The organism is Pseudomonas sp. NFACC16-2, assembly GCF_900119205.1.
In the GTDB taxonomy this organism is placed as follows: domain Bacteria; phylum Pseudomonadota; class Gammaproteobacteria; order Pseudomonadales; family Pseudomonadaceae; genus Aquipseudomonas; species Aquipseudomonas fluorescens_Q.
The window spans coordinates 18,406-38,604 of record NZ_FPIX01000052.1; the positions used below are offsets into that span (position 1 = coordinate 18,406).

Here is a 20,199-nt window from a genome sequence, read left to right on the forward strand (position 1 = left end):
CCATCTCACTTCGTTAGTGCCGCTGGCTCGAAGCCGTCGGCGGGATACAGGTCAGGCTTGCTGACCAAAACGTTGCATTTGCATTTCCTGGAGGCGGCTGAGGGTACGGCGAAACGGGAATTGCAGATAGCCCTCGGTATACAACTCATCCATCGGCACCTGGGCCGAAAGGCACAACGGCACCTTGCGGTCATAACATTCGTCGACCAGGGCGATGAAGCGCCGTACGCCATCGTCATGGATCGACAACTGCGGCAATTCGCGATCACCGGCCTCGACCCTTTCGACGCCGTCTTCGGTGCCACGGGCAATGCGCCCTTCGCGCTGCTCGGCGCTCAGGCACGGCACGTCACTGAGCAGGATGACGCTGAAACGGTCGCACAGCGCCATGAAATCCAGCGCCGAGAACGGTTGCTCGCACAGGTCGGAGTAACGGCTCCAGAGCACGCTGTCGCTGGCCTGGACCGGTTCAAGCAGGCGATGACCGACCTCGATCGGCGTACTGCTCGACGCTTGCCCGCAGGTCAACTGGTTGAAGACGTCACCCAGCGGATCAGGTTGCCCGGAATCGCGCAGCCAATAACGCTGCTGTAATTGGCCTGGGTGCTGACGATGGTCTTGCCAGCCGTTCACCGGCACGACCTGCATATATCGATTGATCGCGGTGATCGTCGGCAGGAAACGCTCACGGTTGTGGCCGTTGGCATAGAGCTCCTCCGGCGGCAGGTTGGAGGTACTGACCATGACCATCCCCAACTCGAACATCACCTGGAACAGGCGTCCGAGGATAATTGCATCGCCGATGTCGTTGACGAACAGTTCGTCGAAACACAGTACCCGTACTTCGGCGCTCAACTCCCGAGCCAGGGCCTGCAAAGGATCCGGCGTTCCGGTGAGCTGGAACGAACGCTGATGCACCCACGCCATGAAATGGTGGAAGTGCTGTCGACGGGCCGGCACCTTGAGGCTTTCATAAAAGCGGTCCATCAGCCAGGTCTTGCCACGTCCCACCGGGCCCCAGAGATAAACGCCCTTGATCGCCTTGCGACCTTCGTGCAACGCCTTGTGGCATTGCTCCAGTGTCATGATGGCCAGTTCCTGGGCCTCGTCCTGGACGAAGCCGTGGTGTTCGATGGCATGCTGCCAGGCACTCAAGGGGGAGTCGAAAGTCATACGGCCCGGGTCCGGAATACGAAGGTGGGGAGTATGCCATGCGAAACGCTCAGAAGAACTGTGCAGGCTGTGGCGAGGGGATTTATCCCCGCTCGGCTGCGAAGCAGACGCCAGGCCTCAAACCATATGAGCCTGCTTCGCAGTCCAGCGGGGATAAATCCCCTCGCCACAATAGTGTTTACATAACAGGGTGCAGACTGCTAAATCGAGATATCCAACCGGCTGATCTTGCCCTGCTCATCGAGCCGGAAGGTGTAGCGCAACTCCAGCGGGCTGCCGGGGAATGTCCCGGAGATCAGGTTCTGCACCAACACCTTGCCAGTGCGTTGCTGCACATTGAGGACTTCCACACGCGGCTGGAAGCGCCGGGCAGTGTCTTCCATCCATTGAGCGATGGCCTGGGTGCCAACACGGTGCTGGCCTTCATCGAATACGTTGGCATCCTCGGCGAAGAATCGCGTCACCGCCGAGCTGTCACGGGCATTGGCAGCCGCAATGTAGCCGGCGATGGCCGGGGCCAGGGAAGAGACGGGATTGGACATGGTACGGCTCCTTGTTTTATCGATCTGGCACCATGCTAGAACAGCGTTGTGTCAGTTTTTGTCAGGAGTGAACCGTCCGCTTTCGTCCAGCTTCATCAGCGCGAACCAGTCGCGCAGCAAGTCGCTGCGGCGGCCCGGATAGCGCTCGCCCTGCTCGGTGGCAGAGGCAATCCGGTCAGTGCGAAAAGTCCGATAGGCACCGCGCAATTCGCACCAGGCCACCACCACCCGCGCCTCATTGAAAAAGCCCAGGGCCAGCGGCCAGATCAAGCGTTGGCTCGGGGTCTTGTTGACGTCGGCGTAATCGATGTGCAGCTTGGCCTGGGCGCGAATGGCCTGGCGGTACACATTCAGTTCCACCGTGTTCTGCGGATAGCCATAACCCGGTGGGCCGGGCAGCACCGTGGGGTTGCGCAAAGCGTCTCGCACATCGGGGGCCAGCACTGCAGCGACCTTCGCCAGGGCGTCGGCGGCTGCCTTGCCCAACACCTCGTCGGCGCGCTGATCGACGTAGCGCAAGCCCAGCACAATGGCCTCGATTTCATCGGCGGTGAACATCAGTGGCGGCAGGAACAGGCCGCTGCGCAAGACATAACCGATGCCCGCTTCGCCCTGGATCGGCGCACCAAGGGCGGTGAGTTCGGCGATATCGCGGTACAAGGTGCGCTCGGAAACGTTCAGTTCTCCCGCCAATGTCGCAGCGGTGACCGGGCAACGCTTGCCCCGCAAGACTTGCAGCAAAGTGAGCAACCGAGAGGTACGCGACACGATGGACTATCCGGAAGAAAAAAGTTGACGAAGATTAGCAGAGGCTGGTGTCAGAAACTGTCAGGAGCCATACGCCGACGCTCGCCCGGCAACCTAGCGGAACCGGACATTGTGGCGAGGGGATTTATCCCCGCTGGGGCGCGAAGCGGCCCCTGGAAGAGATGATTTAACCCAATCCGACTGTTTTGGGATTCAGGTTTTTGGGACTGCTTCGCAGTCCAGCGGGGATAAATCCCCTCGCCACAAGGTTCGTTGGTTGCCATGGGGCACCTGTGGAGTATCGTGCTCAATCGCTTCCGTTTTTTCATTCGTTGAGAGTCAATCCATGCGCAGAATCCTCGGTTTTTCCGTTTTCCTGATACTGCTCAGCCTGAGTGCCTGCGCCCTCTTCCCGCACCGTGACCCGCTGAACATCAACGTGGTCGGCATCGAACCCTTGCCCAACCAGGGCCTGGAGGTGCGTTTCGCCGTGAAACTGCGCGTGCAGAACCCCAACGAAACCGCGATCGACTACAACGGCGTGGCGCTGGACCTGGAGGTCAACGACCGTACGCTGGCAACGGGGGTCAGTGACCAGAGCGGTTCGATCCCGCGCTTTTCCGAGGCGATCCTCAGTGTCCCGGTGAGCATTTCGGCGTTTTCGGTGTTGCGCCAGACCTTGGGCCTGAGCCAGACCCAACGCCTGGACAACCTGCCCTATGTGCTCAAGGGCAAGCTCGCCGGCGGCGTATTCGGCACCCTGCGCTTCGTTGACCGCGGAACCCTCGACCTGCCGGGCTCCGCCGCCAACTGGTGAATCACGCCGTGAAACGCACCCCGGGCTTGGCGCGCTCGTCCACCACCAACTCGAACACATCTGGCCTGGCGTAATGGCCCACCACGTCATAGTCGTAACGCGCCCGCACCAGCTCATCGGTGTCGATTTCGGCAATCAGTAGCCCTGCCGTGTCCTTCAGCGGCCCCGCGAGTACGTCGCCCATGGGGCCGACAATCACGCTGCCTCCGGCAATCAGCGGTCGCTCGGCCGGCCAGTGCGCAACCTCGATACCCAGGGCCTGCGGCGAGGCCTGGACCTGACAGGCACTGACCACAAAACAGCGGCCTTCGTGGGCGATATGGCGCATGGTCACCTGCCACATCTCCCGCTCATCCACCGTCGGCGCACACCAGACTTCCACCCCTTTGGCGTACATCGCGGTGCGCAGCAGCGGCATCATGTTTTCCCAACACACCGCCGCGCCGACCCGACCGACCTGGCTGTCGATCACCGGCAAGGTCGAGCCGTCACCCTTGCCCCAGATCAGCCGCTCGGTGCCGGTGGGCATCAACTTGCGGTGCCGGGCCACCAGGCCCACATCAGGTTCGAAATACAGCGCGGTGCAATACAAGGTGCTGCCGACACGCTCGATGACGCCCAGCACCAGGCTCGCCCCCGTACGCGCCGATAGCCCGGCCAGCGCTTCGGTTTCAACGCCGGGCACGTCAATGGCATTGGCAAAATAGCGGGCAAACGCCTCGCGCCCCTCCGGCAACCGGTAACCCAGTCGAGTCCCGAACGCTTCGCCCTTGGGATAGCCACCCAGCAGCGCTTCAGGCATCACCACCAGGCGCGCGCCAGCCTCGCGAATGGCTTCTTCGTAGGAAAGGATCTGTGCCAGGGTCTCGCCCTTGCCGCCAGGCAACGAGCCGATCTGCAGGGCAGCCACAATGGATTTTGGCATGGTTTTTCAACTCCTCGATCATCAGGTGTTGCCGATTCTCAAGCAGCGGCCGATCATGAATAAAGCCCCGAATACTGCTAAATGATATGAGTCTTATGAATATCGTCGACATCGACCTCAATCTGCTCAAGACCTTTGAAGCCCTGCATGACGAATCCAGCGCCAGCCGCGCCGCCGTACGCCTGGGCGTGACCCAGTCGGCCATCAGCGCAGCGCTGCGCAGGCTTCGCGGTTTGTATGACGATCAATTATTCGTGCGCACCGGCCGGGGCCTGGCGCCGACGCTGCGGGCCAACCAGCTCAAGCCGGTGATCAGCGAAGCACTGGATAAATGCCGCCAGAGCCTGGCGATGGTCGACCCGGATGCCAGCCATTACGAAGGTCGCTCGGTCATCGTCGGCCTGTCGGACGATTTCGAGATTGCCCATGGGCGACGCTTGATCGAAGAGGTGGCCGACCGAGCGCCGGGCCTGCGCTTGATTTTCCGCCAGACCCACAGCCAGATCGTTGGCCGGGCCCTGATGGAGCGCGACCTTGACCTGGCGATCACGGCGGGCGGTTTCGCCCAGCGGTTGCTCAGCCGCCAGGTGTTGGGCGAAGGCGATTACGCCTGCCTCCTGGACCCGGCGAGCCTGGCGCAGGGCCAACAATCCCTCAGCCTGGAGGCGTTCGTGGTCCGTGAACATCTGCTGGTGTCTTCAGGTGGTTTCATCGGTATCACCGACGAAGGGCTGGCCGGGCTTGGCCTGAGCCGGCGAGTCTGCGCCTCGACCACCCACTTTGCCGCGTTGCCGTTCCTGCTCAAGGGCAGCCAGGCCGTGGCGACGATTCCGGCCCATGCCGCCCGGGCCATCGCCGACCTCAGCGGCCTGGCCTTGCTGCCCTGCCCCCTGGCCTTGCCCCGCTACCCCATCGAACTGGGCTGGCGGACCCACACGCAAATGGAGCCGACAATGCTCAAGGTTCGCGAGGCCATTACGGCAACATTCACCTAAGGCTTACTTGTTGGCAGCCATCAGTCGATTGACTTCACTGCGTACCATGTTGGCGTACTCCGGCGGCGACATGCCGTCCAGTTCGGCACGCACCCACTCGGCCCACTTGCCCTTGCGTTTGGAGCGCTCGCCGAACAAGCGGGCAGCATCGCCCTTGGCTTTGCCCAGGTTGTTTTGCCACAGTTCAAAAAGTCGGGATTTTTCGTCTTCCAGCGCGGCGCGCTCGGCCAGGGGCTTGTCAGCCAGATTGAAGCTCATGGGAATTACCTGTTGCGTAAATAGGCGCCATCTTACACCTTGCAGGGAAACGTCTTAACCACGATTTGTGATGGGCTGCGCCGACAAGGCCAAACGTTGCAACTTTTGCACAAGCGCAGCACTCCATTGATCAATGCCATCATCAGCAAGGAGTACTTCAATGGCCCGTAAAAGCACCGTGCAAGCGAATGGAGAGCAAATCAAGGATCAAGCCTTCAGCGAACTGAAGGCATTGATCGAAGAATCGGAGAAGCTGCTCAAAAGCAGTGCCTCGCTGGTAGGCGAAGATGCTGAAAACCTGCGCGGCCAGATCTCCCAGAAACTGCAACAAGCGCTTGATTCGGTTGCCAGCGCACGGGAGCGCACCCGCCCCATGGTCGACGCCACTGAAGTCTATATTGGCGGCCACCCCTGGCAGACCGTGGCGATTTCCGCCGGTTTCGGGCTGGTGGTGGGTTTGTTGCTAGGACGGCGTTAACCATCACAAACCAGCCCCCGAACCTCATGGACGAGCCAGCTTGCTCGCGATGACGGTGTGTCAGGCAACCTCTCTGCTGCTAAGCCACCACTATCGCGAGCGCTCCCACAGGAGTTTGTGGATGAGTCTGCCATTCATCCACATCCACAAGGTCTCGCTTTAAGCCACAGGTCCCGCCCGCAAAATCGACGCATCCTCCCCGCGATACAACGCCTCCACCTTCCCCGCCCGCCACTGCAACACCGCCCGTTGGTTGATCGAGCCCTTGTCAGTGATTTCACCGCGGTCGATGGACGCCGGTTCATCGAGCAAGGCGATCCACTCCACGCGACTGGCGTTGCCGCTGGCTTCACGGTTCAGGCGTCGCAGCCAGTCGGCGAACCATTGGCGCACCGTCGGGCTGGCAAGAACCTGGGCGTCACTGGCGTCCCCGCCCAGGCCTGACAAGCGCCGGCATTCAGCAAGCCGTGGGAACACCAGCGCCCCCAGGCACTCGCGATCCGGTGCGGTAATCACCAGGTCCTGGACGTAGGGCGTGCCCTCCAGCACCGCCCGATTGCGCAACGGCCCGACACTGACGAACACACCGGAAGACAATTTGAAATCCTCGGCGATCCGCCCATCGAACATCAGCCCCAGTTGCGGATTGCTGGCGTCGGCCAGCTTGATCGCATCCCCCGAACAGTAGAAACCATCCTCGTCGAATACCTCGGCAGTTTGCTGCGGCGAGCGCCAGTAGCCGGGCATGATGTGCGGCCCGCGAAAACGCCCTTCGAACTTGCCGTCCACCGGCACCAGGCGCACCTCGCAGCCAGGCGCTGGAAGGCCGATGTAGCCCGCCATGGACAACGGCCCGGTGGTGAAGGTGCAGGACGGCGCCGCCTCGGTCATGCCCAGACCGGCCATCATGCGGATACGTTCGCCGCAATGCTGTTCGGCGACCTTGTCGAGCCGGTCCCAGGTGCTTTGGGACAAGCCCGCCGCCGCAAAGAAGAACAAGCTGATGCGTTTGAAGAATCGCTCGCGCAACTCATCGTCCTGCTCCAGGGCGTTGACCAGTTCCTCCCAGCCCTTGGGCACGGTCAGGTAGGCGGTAGGCGAGATTTCCTTGAGGTTGCGCAGGGTTTCGGCGAAGCCCTGGGCGGTGGGTTTGCCGTCGTCCAGGTAGAACGTGCCGCCGTTGTACAACACGATGCCGACGTTGTGGCTGCCACCGAACGTGTGGTTCCACGGCAACCAGTCCACCAGCACCGGCGGCGCCTCGCCGAACACCGGAAAAGTCTGCAGCAGCATCTGCTGATTGGCGCAAAGCATACGCTGGGTGGTGATCACCGCCTTGGGCAGCTTGGTGGAGCCTGAGGTAAACAGGAACTTGGCGATGCTGTCCGGGCCGGTGGCAGCGAACGCCTGCTCGGCCTCGGCGCCGCCGGGTTGGACCAGCAGGCTGGCGAAGCTTGTCCTCGATCGGCCGGCTATCTCGCCACGCACGGTGATCAAGGGCACGTCCGCCGGCAATACGGCAGTGATCGCGCGCTCGAACGGTGCGGCTTCACTGACGAACACCAGCCCCGGCTGCAACAGATCGCAGACATGACGCAGCTTGGCGAAATCCTGGGACAGCAATGAATAGGCCGGCGAAACCGGGCAATAGGGAATACCGGCGTACATCGCGCCGAGGGCCATTTGCAGGTGCTCGATGTCGTTGCCAGAGAGCAGCGCCAAGGGTTTTTCCGCCGATAAACCGTAACCGAGCAGGCTTTGGGCGATGGCTCGGACACTGTCGAGCATTTGGGCATAACTGACTCGACGCCAGTCACCGCCGGCTTCACGGGCGGCGATAAACGTCTGCTCCGGGCGCACCTTGGCCCAGTGCACCAGGCGCTCGAGCAACCGCGCCGGCAGCGGGGCCAGGGGCTCCAGGGAGCGCATGTGCAAGATGCCACGCTCTTCCCGGACTTCCACGGCAGGATGACCAATCGATACCTGGCGATACCGCCCGGCCTCGGGTCGGGAGGACGATCTGGACTCGGAACTCACGTACATTTCCTCCACCAAGGCACACTCGGGTCGCGATGCGAGCGGAGCGTGGCAGCACCAGGCTGCGGCCTTGTCATTATTATTCTGGCCTGCATCGGGGCGACGGCGTTCAAGGCTCGACCGCCCGCGATGCGACGGGTTTCAGATCGGGTAATGCCGGGGACCGTTCTGCAAAGTCACCCAACGCAGCTGGGTGAAATGCTCGATGGACGCCTTGCCGCCAAAGCTGCCGTAACCGCTGGACTTGACCCCACCGAAGGGCATCTGCGCCTCGTCGTGTACGGTCGGCCCGTTGATGTGGCAAATCCCCGACTCCACCCGCTGGGCCAAGGCCAGCGCACGGGTGGTATCGCGGCTGAAAATGGCTGCCGACAGGCCGAACTCGGAATCGTTGGCCAGGCGCAGCAGCTCTTCATCGCCGTCACCGCGCAACAACACGGCCACCGGCCCGAAGGACTCTTCGCGGTACAGGCGCATCTGAGGGGTGATGCCATCGAGCAACGTCGGCTGCAGGATGCTGCCTTCCAACTGCCCTCCCGTGACCAGCGTTGCGCCTTTGGCCAGGGCATCGTCGATCAGCCCCTTGATGCGCTGGCCGGCACTGACGTCAACCAACGAGCCCAGCACCGAATCGCCTGCCGCCGGATCACCAGCGCGCAGGGTGGCGAGCTTGGCGGCCAAGCGGGCAATGAACTCATCCGCCACACGGGCATCGACGATCAGCCGCTCGGTGGACATGCAGATCTGGCCCTGGTTGAAGTAAGCGCCGAAGGCCGCCGCTTGCACCGCGGCGTCCAGGTCGGCGTCGTCCAGCACCAGCAGCGGCGCCTTGCCACCCAGTTCCAGCAAGGCCGGCTTGAGGTGGCGCGCCGACAGTTCGCCGACGATGCGTCCGACATGGGTCGAACCGGTGAAATTGACCCGGCGCACCGCCGGGTTGGCAATCAATCGCTCGACAATGGCCGGCGCATCCGCCGGTGCGTTACAGATTACGTTGACCACGCCGTCACCCAGCCCTGCGTCCTGCAACACCTGGCCGATCAGCCGGTGCACTGCCGGGCTTATTTCAGAAGCCTTGAGCACCACGGTGTTACCGCAAGCCAGGGGCATGGCGATGGCGCGGGTGGCGAGAATCACCGGAGCGTTCCAAGGGGCGATGCCCAGCACCACGCCGCAAGGCTGACGCAGGGCCATGGCGAAACTGCCAGGCACGTCCGAAGGAATGATTTCGCCATTGATCTGGGTGGTCATGGAAGCGGCTTCGCGCAGCATGTTCGCCGCCAGGTGCACGTTGAAACCGTACCAATTGGCCATGGCACCGGTCTCGCCGGCAGCAGCGACGAATTCACTGCTGCGGGCCTGCAACTGCTCGGCCGCACGCAACAGCCGCGTCCGGCGTTCGTTAGGCGCCAATGCGGCCCAGGCGGGAAACGCCGCTTGGGCAGCAGCTACCGCGGCGTCGGCATCTTCCAGAGTGGCGGCGGCCACGCGGGACACCACCTCACCCGTCACCGGGTTGCAGCGTTCGAAGGTCCGGCCGTCACGGGCAGGGCACGACTGGCCGCCAATCAACAGGGGCACGTCCAGCATGGTGATTCCTCTTTATTGTCTTTATCGGGAATACATCGCAGCGGTGTAACAGTAGCGCCAGGGCGGCGCAGCGAACAGCGGGATGCGGCCCGCCATTCGCCGGTCGACTCAGCGCTTATAGGTTTGCAAGCCAGGCTTGATGCTCTTGTCGTCCAGGAACTGCTTCATGCCCTGCTCGCGGCCACCTTCGGTGTCGAGCAGGCGCGACTGATCGAGCTTGGCGTACAGGTAATCCTCGTTCTGCTCCCAGGTCAGTTCGCGGCAGCGCTTGAAACCATGCTTGGCGGCCCGCAGCACCACCGGGTTTTTCTCCAGCAGGTTGCGCGCCAGCGCCACGGTGACTTCACGCAGTTGCGCCAGGGGCACGCTTTCGTTGACCAGGCCCATTTCGGCGGCTTTTTGCCCGCCGAAGGTCTTGCCGGTCATGATGTAGTACAGCGATTGGCGATGGCCCACGGTATCGGCCATGGCCTTGCTGACGAGGTTGCCCGGCGGGATGCCCCAGTTGATTTCCGAGAGACCGAAGGTCGCTTCGTCGGCGCAGATCGCCAGGTCACACGCCACCAGCGGACTGAAACCGCCACCAAAGCACCAGCCGTTGACCATGGCAATGGTTGGCTTGGCGTACATGCGCAGCAGCTTCCACTGCCATTGCGACGCTTCGCGACGGATTTTTTCCTGGAGGATTTCCGGCCCGGCATCCACTTCGCGGAAATATTCCTTGAGGTCCATGCCAGCGGTCCAGGCGTCACCGGCCCCGGTCAGCACCAATACGCCAGCGGCCGGATCCTGCTCCAAGGTCTCGAGCACGTCGATCATCTCGCGGTTGAGGGTCGGGCTCATCGCGTTGCGTTTTTCCGGGCGATTGAGGGTGACCCAGGCGATGCCTTCCTCGATATCGACCTTGACCGTTTTCCAGCGACCTTCGTAATTGCTCATGATGCGTGCTCTCTTGTTCTTGGCTGAAGATGATCAAAAACTAAACCGGAAATTTAGTTATGTCAATTAACTATTAATCTGTTTATCTGTCTTTTCTCGGGCCTGGATCGAAGGTTACAAATCTCGAATCTGTGCAAGCCCATAGCCAGGGCGCCGCAACCCCGGCAAACTGGATAGCCTTGTTAACCACTTACCTTGAGGAAGTTCACTTCGATGGCCAAGTCTTCCAAGCTTGCCGAACCCGCCGAACCCGCCGAGCCCCTGGCCGCCGGTACCGACGCGCAAGCGCCGCTGGACTCCGCGCTGGATGACCTGATCGGTTACGCCCTGCGCCGCGCCCAGTTGAAACTGTTCCAGAACCTGATTGGCCGGCTCGCGGTCCACGATCTGCGCCCTGCCCAGTTCTCGGCCCTGGCAATCATCGACCAGAATCCCGGCCTGATGCAGGCTGACCTGGCCAAGGCCCTGACGATCGAGCCACCGCAAGTGGTGCCGCTGCTGAACAAGTTGGAAAGCCGGGCCCTGGCCGTGCGCGTGCGGTGCAAGCCGGATAAACGCTCCTACGGGATTTTCCTGAGCAAGACCGGGGAAACGTTGCTCAAGGAACTCAAGCAAATCGCCGTCCAGAGTGACCTTGATTCCACGGCGACCCTTTCAGGGGCTGAGCGTGAAGAGTTGCTGCGGTTGTTGAAGAAGGTTTACCAACAGTAAGGCCAACGCTCCCCCTGTGGTGAGGGGATTTATCCCCGCTGGGCTGCATAGCAGCCCTACTCCAGACACCTCGATCAATATGAAATACCGAGGTAGCCGTTTGGGGGACTGCTGCGCAGTCCAACGGGGATAAATCCCCTCGCCACAAGAGCCATTATGTCCCCGCTCCGAACAGAGCTCCCTTCGCCCAGCAATGCATCACCAGATCGGCACGCTGTACGTCACCAGGAACCGGGTCTGGTTCTCGTCGCGAAACGCCGCCGTACCCGGGAAGTTGTTGCGATAGATCGATTTGCGTGCCAGCAGCCCGACGTTTTTCAGCGGGCCGCCCTGGATCACGTACCCCAGCTCCATCTGGAACTCGCGCTCCTTGCGATCCTCGGCATTGAGGGCCGCCAGCTCGATGTGATCACCTCGCACATAACGCAGTCGACTGCGCAGGCCCGGCACGCCCACGGCGGCGAAGTCGTAGTCATGGATCGCCTGCCAGGTACGTTCCTTGGCATTGAGGAAATCCGAGCTCATGGTCATTTCGCTCAAGCCCATCAGCTCGGTGCCGGACACATAAGGCGTGGCCGTATCACCACTGGAATGCATGTAGCCCAGGCTCACGCGATGGCCGCCCAGGCGATAGCCGACCAGCGCCGAAACGTTGCGGTTATCCACTTTGCCTGCCTTGGCCGCGCCGTCTTCGTCGCTGAAAAAACTGCGCAGGTCAGTGGTCAGGACGCCATCGCCCAAGGACAGGTTATGCAATAACGCCAGGGTGTTCTGCTGATACAAATCCGCCACTTCGGCGTGGTAAGCCCGCAGGCTGAGGTCTTTGTTGACCTGGTAGTCGCCGCCCCCATAAGCCATATGGGAAGAAGTCGCCGCACCGTTGAAACGACGGTTGGGCGAGGCGATGCTCATCGGTTGGTAGTCGGTGGAATCGCGCCGGGCGATGCGATCGATATAACCGGTGTTCAACGTCAAGCCGTCGATGTCCTTGGAACTGAGGGTCGTCCCGCGAAAAGTCTGCGGCAGCAGCCGCGATGGGCTGGCAAAGGCAAACGGCAGGAAGATCGACACATCGCCGGTCTTCACCGTGGTTTGCGCGAAACGCAGCTTGCCGGTCACGCCCAGGCGCGAATACTCATCCGCCGCGCGCTTGTCGCTGCTCGATACCGGCAACAGTTCGGTACCACTTCGGTCAGGCGACGAGTCGAGCTTGATGCCCAGCAATCCCCTCACATCGAGACCGAACCCAACCGTCCCTGGGGTAAACCCCGACTCGACGTTCATGAACACACCTTGAGCCCACTCCCTGGCCGCGGTCTTGGCGCCGTCGTCCTTGTAGTCGCGGTCCATGTAGTAATTGCGCAGGGTCAGGGTGCCGTGGCTGTCGTCGATGAAGCCCTCCGCCCGCAAGGCAGGAGAACCCAGGCTCAGCCCGAGGCAGGCCAGCAGACTGGCGAGCGAGAAAACAGGGCGCGCCATCGAGGCGTCCCGGGCAAGGTTTGGCATGTTCGATATCCACTTATTGTTGTTGTTTTGATCGGCCCTGCCTTGGTGATAGGGGCCGTGGGAACCAAGAATGGAAACCGCGAGGGCCCTTCGTCAATCAATACTGACCGATAATCGAACATTAATATCATTAACTAATTTACCAACTGACTTGAATATTCGTACCAAGCCCATGATTTTCATAATGATCTGGCCCGTTTATGACTCCTCCTTGGCATCCTTCATTTTTTAGTTAGCTTTGTTAATCTTAAATACGCCTGCCGGTTATCCTCCGAGCCGGTGTCCCTCACAAAAACAATAAGAGGATTTGCCATGAACCGTCCGGCGCATCGCGTGACGCTGACTATCGCCTTGTGTTTCATCGTCGCGTTGATCGAGGGTTTCGACCTTCAGTCAGCCGGTACCGCAGCCGCAGGGCTGCGACAGACGTTTGCCCTCAACCCGAAAATGATGGGTTGGGTATTCAGCGCCGGAATCGTCGGGCTGTTGCCAGGTGCGTTCTTTGGCGGCTGGATCGCTGATCGCATCGGTCGCAAGAAAATTCTCATCGCCGCTGTCTTGCTGTTCGGCGTGTTTTCCCTCAGCACCGCTTATGTCGAACACTTCTCCAGCCTCTTGCTGGTGCGCTTCATGACCGGCCTGGGCTTGGGCGCCGCCCTGCCCAACCTCATCGCCCTGTGCGCCGAAGCCGTGGGCGAGCAACGCCGGGGCACGGCCATCAGCGTGATGTATGCCGGCGTTCCGTTGGGTGGTGCGTTGGCGGCAGTGGTCGCCATGTTGTTTGGCGAACACTGGCAGATGACGTTTTTCATCGGCGGGTTGGCGCCCCTGTTGGTGGTCCCGCTGATGCTCTTGTGGCTCCCCGAATCCAGCGCCTTTCGCCAGGCGCTGGATGGCGGCACAGCGCGCGGCTCCACCACCCAGGCGCTGTTTGGTGAAGGTCGCGGCCGTACCACCTTGGCGCTGTGGCTAAGTTATTTCTTCACCCTGACGGTGATGTACATGTTGCTCAACTGGCTGCCGTCGTTGCTGCTGGAACAGGGCTTCAGCAAACCCCAGGCCGGCCTGGTGCAAATGCTGTTCAACATCGGCGGAGCGCTGGGTTCGTTGCTCGGAGGCCTGTTGCTGGACCGTTGCAATGGCATCAAGGTGGTGCTGTTCGTCTATGCCGGACTGCTGAGCGCCCTGGCCGGGGTCGGGTTTTCGGTCGGTATCGTGCCGATGGCCATCGCCGGGTTCGCCGCTGGGTTGTTTGTCATGGCTGCGCAATTGGTCCTCTATGCCTTGGCACCGCCCTCCTACCCTACCTCCGTACGTGCGACGGGGGTTGGTGCAGCGGTGGCCATCGGACGCCTGGGGTCGGTGGCCGGGCCGCTGGCTGCCGGACAGATCCTGGCGGCAGGGGGTGGGACCACGGCCGTATTGCTGGCGACGTCTCCTGGGTTGGTGGTTGCGACGCTGGCGGTTCTTAGTGTGATTCGTTATTCGACCGGGCCGCGATTGGGTGCTTCTGAACCGGTCGCTGGGAACTCCTGACTAGGTGTGTATATCCGTTATTTAGGTAACGGCGGCTTAGGGTTCCGCCCTTACGGCGGCTCACTTTTGGAAGAGCGCCAAAAGTAAGCAAAAACGCTTTGCCCCACCACTCGGCACCTCGCCTAGGCTCGGTGTGCCCTCACTCCGGCATTGCTCCGTGGGCCGCAGCGAAGGGCCATCCATGGCCCAGCGCGGCTAACCCGGCATCCATGCCGGGTTGCCCACTGCGCAATGCCTGCGTTCGGCCATCGTGGTTAACGGGGCGCCGAGATCAACGTCCACCGCGAGGCGGCCTGACAGCCGACCTGGCTCTTGGTAGGACCGCGTTTCCCCTGTGGGAGCGAGCTTGCTCGCGATGACATCGGCACAGCCAACATCACCACAAACAGACCCACCGCTATCGCGAGCAAGCTCACTCCCACAAGGGATTGTGGGAGTGAGGCCCTGACATTGATCGGCCTAGACCTTGAACCGCGCCACCGTCTCATGCAGTGACCCGGCCATCTGCGCCAGGTCCTGGCCCGCCGTATCGGTGTGCCGCGCGCCCAGCATGACCTGTTCGGACAGGTTGCGAATGTCCACCAGGTTACGATCCACCTCTCGCGCCACCAGCGCCTGCTGTTCCGTGGCGCTGGCGATCATCAGGTTGCGCTCGTTGATCTGCGAGATCGAATGGGCGATTTCATCCAGGGCCTCGCCGGAGCGCTGGGCCACTAGCAGCGTGGCTTGCACCAGTTCGCTGTTGTTCTGCATGGAGCTCACCGCATGCCCGCTGTCCAGGCGGATATTACCGATCATGCCCTCGATTTCCCGAGTCGAATCCTGGGTCCGATGAGCCAACGCCCGGACTTCATCGGCCACCACCGCAAAACCACGTCCGGCATCACCGGCGCGGGCGGCTTCGATGGCGGCGTTCAGTGCCAGGAGATTGGTCTGCTCGGCAATGCTGCGGATCACATCCAGCACCGAACTGATGTCCTGTACCCGCCCGGCCAATTGCTGGATTCGGCCGGAACTGTCCGTCACACCTTCGGCCAGCGCGGTAATGGAAGCCACCGTTTCCTGGACCTGTTCACGACCACGCTGGGCCGTTTGCTCGGACACCCGCGAGGCTTCGCTGGTGCTCACCGCATTGCGCGCCACTTCGTCCACCGCGGCGGTCATCTGGTTCACGGCCGCGGCAGCCTGTTCGATTTCATGTCCCTGCAACTGCAAGGTACTGCTGGTCTGGCTGCTCACCGCGCTCAGTTCTTCGGAGGAACTGGCCACCCGATCCACCGAGGCCGCAATGTGCCGGACCATGCTGTTGAGACTCTGCTGCATGTCGTGCATGTTGCTCATCACGCTGTCATTGGCACCGACACCCACGGGGACGCGGATCGTCAGGTCGCCCTGGGCGATGAGGTTAAGCACCCGCGCCGCGTCATTGGGTTCACCTCCCAGGGGACGGGTCACGCTGCGGGTCACCAGGACCGCCACGGTCGTCACCAGGGCCAGGCAAGCCAGCACCAACGCCAGCATGTTGCGCCGCGCATCGTTGTAACGTGCCTGGGCCAAGTGCTCACGTTCGACAAAGACCTTGCCCTGCATCGCCATCATCCCTTCGAGGCTTTTGTACACCTCAAGCTCCGCCGGAATCACGCCCTGCTTGAGCTGCGTCATCGCCTCGTCCGTCGCGCCCTGGCGGATCAACGCCTGCACCTGGACGAACGCCGCCACGTAGGCCTCGCGACGTTTCTTCAACTCGGCATACGCGGCCTTGCCTTCAGGCTGATCGAACAGCGGCTCCAGCGTGGCGAAGGCCTGGGTAATCCGTTGTCGGGTGGCGTCGATGGATTGCTGGACTTGCGCATTGTTCTTGTCGATCAACAAATCCCGGGTATTCCTGGCGTTATCGCGCACGCCCGTGGCGATCACCATGATCGGGTCGATCTTCGGCCAATCCTGCCTGACGATCTGCTCGGCCTGGTCGCGCAGCATCGCCAGGTCGCTCAAGGCGTAAAGCGCCAAGGCAATCAAGGCCAGTGGCGCGATGGCAAAGCCGATCACGATGCGTTGGGCGGTGGTGAGTCTGGTCATATCAAATGCTCCCTGTTCAACTACCTGCCGGTTGGCAGCGCATTTGAAAACCTAAAAAAGTGTGGCCCGGTCATCTCGGGCCGCTGTCGGTCGTTCATCCCGGCGCTCGCTCAACTGCGTAAGACGAACGAGGGGAACAACTCGCGCATGGCGGCCCACAACTCAGGCTGCAAGGCGTGTGCCGAAACGCTGGAAAGGTGGGGATCGAGCATCCGCGCAGTGCGCACCAGTTGCACCGCGAACCGCGTGACGCCGCGTTCGCTCAAGCGTCGGGCCAGGTTCAGCAACCGCTCGGGGTCGAACAGATGCCAGTGCACCGTTGTGCGACATTCATAGTCCACGCCACTGGACAGCAGGTGGTCGAGGCTGCGCCAGTTGGCGGCGCCGCTGCCTTCGACACGGGTCACGTCCAGGGCATCTTCGGGCAAGGCCTTGACGTCGAAACCGACCCAGTCGGCAAGCCCGACCACTTTGGCGAAGGCCGCCGGCTTGATGCCGGCGCTGTGCAGGCCGATGCGAAAGCCCATCTGCCGCACTTCCTCCATGGCCGGCGCCAGTCCGTCCTGCAAGGTAGGCTCACCGCCACTGAACACCACGGCGTCGAGCAGATCCTGACGACGCTGCAGGAACGCCAACACCCGGCACCAATCCACCTCCTCGCTACCGCGCGGCGAGATCAGTTGCGGGTTATGGCAATAACGACAACGCCAGGCACAGCCCTGGCAAAACAGTACGCACGCCAGTTGGCCCGGATAATCGAGGGTGGTCAGGGGCACCATGCCCCCGACCCGTAGCACTCGACTCATGGACGCCCAGCCGCACGTTCGGTGAAGTGCACCCGCTCGCGATGCTCGGACTGCTTACCTGGATTGAAGGCCGCCACCGGGCGGTGATAACCCATCACTCGGGTCCAGACTTCGCAACGTTGACGCTGTGCTTGTGGAAGGCTTTGCGATGCATTCATGGGTGAAGCTCCTTGCGGTCGATGGATCGGATCAGTGAACGCTGCCTGCCAACTGCTGTTGCAGCAGCAAGGCCTCGTCACATTTCGGGCAAAACTCATGTTCGCCGGCCAAGTAACCGTGCACCGGACAGATGGAAAAGGTCGGCGTGATGGTCAGGTACGGCAGGCGGAAACGGCCCAGGGCCTTGCGCACCAGTTGCTTGCAAGCCTGTGTGGAGGAAATCTGCTCTGCCATGTACAGGTGCAACACGGTACCGCCGGTGTATTTGCATTGCAGTTCGTCTTGCAGCTCCAGGGCTTCGAACGGATCCTCGGTGAAGCCCACCGGCAGTTGCGACGAGTTGGTGTAGTACGGTGCGATCGGGCTGCCGGCCTGCAAGATATCCGGATAGCGCTTGAGGTCTTCCTTGGCGAAGCGGTAGGTGGTGCCCTCGGCGGGCGTGGCTTCGAGGTTGTAGAGGTGGCCGGTCTCTTCCTGGAATCGCAGCAGCGTGGCCCGCACGTGATCCAACAGTTTCAGGGCGAATGCCCGGCCCTGCTCGGTGTGCAGGCCTTGTTGGTCATCGGTGAAATTGCGCAGCATTTCGTGCAGGCCATTCACGCCGATGGTGGAGAAGTGATTGCGCAAGGTGCCCAGGTAGCGCTTGGTGTAAGGATACAAACCGGCATCCATGTGATGCTGGATGACCTTGCGCTTGACCTCCAGGCTCTCCATCGCCAGCTCCATCAGGGTATCGATGCGTTGCAGTAACCCGCTGGTGTCGCCTTTGTACAGATAACCCAGGCGCGCGCAGTTGATCGTCACCACGCCCAGGGACCCGGTCTGCTCCGCCGAACCGAACAGGCCACCGCCGCGCTTGAGCAACTCGCGCACGTCCAGCTGCAAGCGGCAGCACATCGACCGCACCTGATTGGGTTGCATGTCCGAGTTGAGGAAATTCTGGAAATACGGCAAACCGTAACGGGCGGTCATTTCGAACAGCCGGTCGGCGTTCTCGCTGTCCCACGGGAAGTCGTGGGTGATGTTGTAGGTCGGGATCGGGAAGGTGAACACCCGCCCTTTCGCATCGCCGGCCTGCATCACCTCGATGTAGGCGCGGTTGATCAGTTCCATTTCCGCTTGCAGGTCACCGTAGGCGAACGGCATCTCTTCGCCACCGATGATTGGGATCTGTTCACGCAAGTCCTGTGGGCAGACCCAGTCGAACGTCAGGTTGGTGAACGGAGTTTGCGTGCCCCAGCGCGACGGTACGTTGAGGTTGTAGATGAACTCCTGCAACGACTGCCGGACCTCGTCGTAGCTGAGCTGGTCCTTGCGCACATAAGGTGCCAGGTACGTGTCGAACGAGCTGAACGCCTGGGCGCCGGCCCATTCGTTCTGCAGGGTGCCGAGGAAATTCACCATCTGTCCCAGGGCACTGCTCAGGTGCTTGGGCGGCCCGGCCTCGACCCGCCCTGGCACGCCATTGAGGCCTTCGTGCAAGAGGGTGCGCAAGGACCAGCCGGCACAATAGCCGGCGAGCATGTCCAGGTCGTGGATATGCAGGTCAGCCTCGCGGTGCGCCTGGCCGATGGCCTGGCTGTAGACTTCGTCGAGCCAATAGTTGGCAGTGACCTTGCCCGATACGTTGAGGATCAGCCCACCGAGGGAATAGCCCTGGTTGGCATTGGCCTGCACGCGCCAATCTTCGCGGTCCAGGTATTCGTTCATCGAGGTGGCGACTTCCACCAGCGTACGGCGATCCCGACGCAGGCGTCCGTGTTGCTCGCGATAGACGATGTAGGCGCGCATGGAAAGGAAGAACCCGGCGTCCATCAACACCCGCTCGACACGGTCCTGGATCTGCTCGACGTTCAACCGCGTCTGCCCTTCCAACCGCGCCAACACCGCCTCCAGCAACGCCTCGGCCTCGGCTTCGGCGTATTCGCCAGTGGCCTTGCCAGCGGCGATCAGCGCCTGGCGGATCTTGTCCGCATCAAAGGCGACCACACTGCCATCGCGCTTGTGCAAGCGGTTACACCCTACTGAGATCAACGTGCTCTGCATTTTGGCTCCAGACACTACATATAGGCTTTTTGATTCGTACAAACACAATATGCAGTGGAGAGTACGGCCAAACGATCGAGTTGCAATTGATCGATATCAAGAATCTAGGGCAACGCGCCACCCGCTTGGAAGGGAGGGCAACGCGCCTCGTACAATGGGATCGGAGCACGACCGTGAGAACCAGGTCGGCTGGCAGGCCGCCTTCGCGAGCAAGCCCGCTCCCACAGTTGGATCGGAGCACGACAGTGAGAGCCAGGCCGGCTGGCAGGCCGCCTCGCGCTGGCTTTTGATCTGGGGGCCCCGTTAACCACGCTGGCCGAACGCAGGCATTGCGTAGTGGGCACCTCGGCATGGATGCCGAGGTAGCCGCGCTGGGCCATGGATGGCCCTTCGCGGCGGCCCACGGAGCAATGCCGGAGTGAGGGCACACCGAGCCTAGGCGAGGTGCCGAGTGGTGGGGCAAGACCTTTTGGTTACTTTTGGGGCGTTTGCCAAAAGTGACACGCCGTAAGGGCGGGGGTGTACTGAATTTTGTGTAAACGGGGTTGCTGTTAATCCTGCAAAAGCCTGTCTTCGAACTGGATGCTGAACCTGTTTAGAGCCCCCGCCCAGTCCCTGATTGGCATCGTCCACTTCTTGCTGATGTTATTCAGCGCCAGATAAAAGAGCTTCATTACCGCATCATCGGTCGGGAATGAGGCCCTGCTTTTGGTGACCTTGCGCAGACTCATGTTGATCGACTCGATGGCGTTGGTGGTGTAAATCACCCTCCGGATCTCCGGTGGATAATCGAACAGAGGGATGACTCTCGCCCAGTTTTTGCGCCACGACTGGCTGATTAAAGGGTATCGCTCA

At 61.6% G+C, this 20,199-nt stretch carries 19 protein-coding genes; 5 read left to right on the plus strand and 14 right to left on the minus strand.

Features of this window, described 5'->3' with window-relative positions; all coding sequences use genetic code 11:
- Window positions 1-51: 51 nt before the first annotated feature.
- From zapE to BT116_RS26955, 3 genes are all read right to left on the minus strand, one after another.
- A complete protein-coding gene (gene zapE / locus BT116_RS26945) occupies window positions 52-1,173 on the minus strand; it encodes a cell division protein ZapE (protein ID WP_072348555.1) in 1,122 nt (373 codons plus the stop codon).
- A 200-nt stretch (window positions 1,174-1,373) separates the two neighbouring features.
- Window positions 1,374-1,715, minus strand: coding sequence for a nuclear transport factor 2 family protein (locus BT116_RS26950; protein ID WP_072348557.1), 342 nt, complete (start codon window positions 1,713-1,715; stop codon window positions 1,374-1,376).
- A 51-nt stretch (window positions 1,716-1,766) separates the two neighbouring features.
- The gene (locus BT116_RS26955; RefSeq protein WP_072348558.1) at window positions 1,767-2,483 is read right to left on the minus strand and encodes a helix-turn-helix transcriptional regulator; all 717 of its coding nucleotides are present in this window, start codon (window positions 2,481-2,483) and stop codon (window positions 1,767-1,769) included.
- 325 nt (window positions 2,484-2,808) lie between these two features.
- Between BT116_RS26955 and BT116_RS26960 the strand changes: the two genes are divergently transcribed.
- A complete protein-coding gene (locus BT116_RS26960) occupies window positions 2,809-3,279 on the plus strand; it encodes an LEA/WHy family protein (protein ID WP_072348559.1) in 471 nt (156 codons plus the stop codon).
- A gap of 1 nt (window position 3,280) precedes the next feature.
- On the opposite strand, the gene BT116_RS26965 is transcribed toward BT116_RS26960, so the two are convergent.
- Window positions 3,281-4,204, minus strand: coding sequence for a carbon-nitrogen hydrolase family protein (locus tag BT116_RS26965; protein ID WP_072348561.1), 924 nt, complete (start codon window positions 4,202-4,204; stop codon window positions 3,281-3,283).
- Between the two features lie 86 nt (window positions 4,205-4,290).
- Here BT116_RS26965 and BT116_RS26970 point away from each other — a divergent pair, with 86 nt between their 5' ends.
- On the plus strand, window positions 4,291-5,199 hold the full coding sequence (locus BT116_RS26970; protein WP_072348563.1) for a LysR substrate-binding domain-containing protein: 909 nt from the start codon (window positions 4,291-4,293) through the stop codon (window positions 5,197-5,199).
- Window positions 5,200-5,202: 3 nt separating this feature from the next.
- On the opposite strand, the gene BT116_RS26975 is transcribed toward BT116_RS26970, so the two are convergent.
- Window positions 5,203-5,457 carry a hypothetical protein gene (locus BT116_RS26975; RefSeq protein ID WP_003181187.1) on the minus strand — a complete coding sequence of 85 codons (255 nt, stop codon included), beginning with the start codon at window positions 5,455-5,457 and terminating at the stop codon, window positions 5,203-5,205.
- 160 nt (window positions 5,458-5,617) lie between these two features.
- Between BT116_RS26975 and BT116_RS26980 the strand changes: the two genes are divergently transcribed.
- Window positions 5,618-5,935 carry an ElaB/YgaM/YqjD family protein gene (locus BT116_RS26980; protein WP_063320871.1) on the plus strand — a complete coding sequence of 106 codons (318 nt, stop codon included), beginning with the start codon at window positions 5,618-5,620 and terminating at the stop codon, window positions 5,933-5,935.
- 159 nt (window positions 5,936-6,094) lie between these two features.
- On the opposite strand, the gene BT116_RS26985 is transcribed toward BT116_RS26980, so the two are convergent.
- From BT116_RS26985 to BT116_RS26995, 3 genes are all read right to left on the minus strand, one after another.
- Complete coding sequence (locus BT116_RS26985; protein ID WP_063325054.1) at window positions 6,095-7,972, minus strand: feruloyl-CoA synthase; 1,878 nt, start codon at window positions 7,970-7,972, stop codon at window positions 6,095-6,097.
- Window positions 7,973-8,113: 141 nt separating this feature from the next.
- Window positions 8,114-9,562 carry an aldehyde dehydrogenase gene (locus tag BT116_RS26990; protein ID WP_072348565.1) on the minus strand — a complete coding sequence of 483 codons (1,449 nt, stop codon included), beginning with the start codon at window positions 9,560-9,562 and terminating at the stop codon, window positions 8,114-8,116.
- A 108-nt stretch (window positions 9,563-9,670) separates the two neighbouring features.
- Window positions 9,671-10,501: a p-hydroxycinnamoyl CoA hydratase/lyase gene (locus tag BT116_RS26995; RefSeq protein WP_063320869.1), complete on the minus strand. Its 831-nt coding sequence runs from the start codon at window positions 10,499-10,501 to the stop codon at window positions 9,671-9,673.
- Between the two features lie 213 nt (window positions 10,502-10,714).
- Here BT116_RS26995 and BT116_RS27000 point away from each other — a divergent pair, with 213 nt between their 5' ends.
- On the plus strand, window positions 10,715-11,212 hold the full coding sequence (locus BT116_RS27000; protein ID WP_072348567.1) for a MarR family winged helix-turn-helix transcriptional regulator: 498 nt from the start codon (window positions 10,715-10,717) through the stop codon (window positions 11,210-11,212).
- Between the two features lie 198 nt (window positions 11,213-11,410).
- Here BT116_RS27000 and BT116_RS27005 read toward each other — a convergent pair whose 3' ends face one another.
- Complete coding sequence (locus BT116_RS27005) at window positions 11,411-12,718, minus strand: OprD family porin (protein WP_072348569.1); 1,308 nt, start codon at window positions 12,716-12,718, stop codon at window positions 11,411-11,413.
- Between the two features lie 312 nt (window positions 12,719-13,030).
- Between BT116_RS27005 and mhpT the strand changes: the two genes are divergently transcribed.
- Window positions 13,031-14,254, plus strand: coding sequence for a 3-(3-hydroxy-phenyl)propionate transporter MhpT (gene mhpT / locus BT116_RS27010; RefSeq protein WP_072348571.1), 1,224 nt, complete (start codon window positions 13,031-13,033; stop codon window positions 14,252-14,254).
- 459 nt (window positions 14,255-14,713) lie between these two features.
- Here mhpT and BT116_RS27020 read toward each other — a convergent pair whose 3' ends face one another.
- From BT116_RS27020 to BT116_RS27045, 5 genes are all read right to left on the minus strand, one after another.
- Window positions 14,714-16,333 (minus strand): methyl-accepting chemotaxis protein, encoded by a 1,620-nt coding sequence (locus BT116_RS27020; RefSeq protein ID WP_072348573.1) that lies wholly within the window; start codon window positions 16,331-16,333, stop codon window positions 14,714-14,716.
- A gap of 110 nt (window positions 16,334-16,443) precedes the next feature.
- Complete coding sequence (locus tag BT116_RS27025; protein WP_072348575.1) at window positions 16,444-17,139, minus strand: anaerobic ribonucleoside-triphosphate reductase activating protein; 696 nt, start codon at window positions 17,137-17,139, stop codon at window positions 16,444-16,446.
- Window positions 17,136-17,297, minus strand: a complete 162-nt coding sequence (gene nrdD / locus BT116_RS27030) for an anaerobic ribonucleoside-triphosphate reductase (RefSeq protein ID WP_003202433.1) — start codon at window positions 17,295-17,297, stop codon at window positions 17,136-17,138. Before nrdD ends, BT116_RS27025 begins: the two co-directional genes overlap by 4 nt.
- Window positions 17,298-17,328: 31 nt before the next feature.
- On the minus strand, window positions 17,329-19,344 hold the full coding sequence (locus BT116_RS27035; RefSeq protein ID WP_072348577.1) for a ribonucleoside triphosphate reductase: 2,016 nt from the start codon (window positions 19,342-19,344) through the stop codon (window positions 17,329-17,331).
- A gap of 551 nt (window positions 19,345-19,895) precedes the next feature.
- Window positions 19,896-20,199, minus strand: a 304-nt coding sequence (locus BT116_RS27045; RefSeq protein ID WP_139209466.1) for a transposase, incomplete at its 5' end; no start/stop codon positions are given.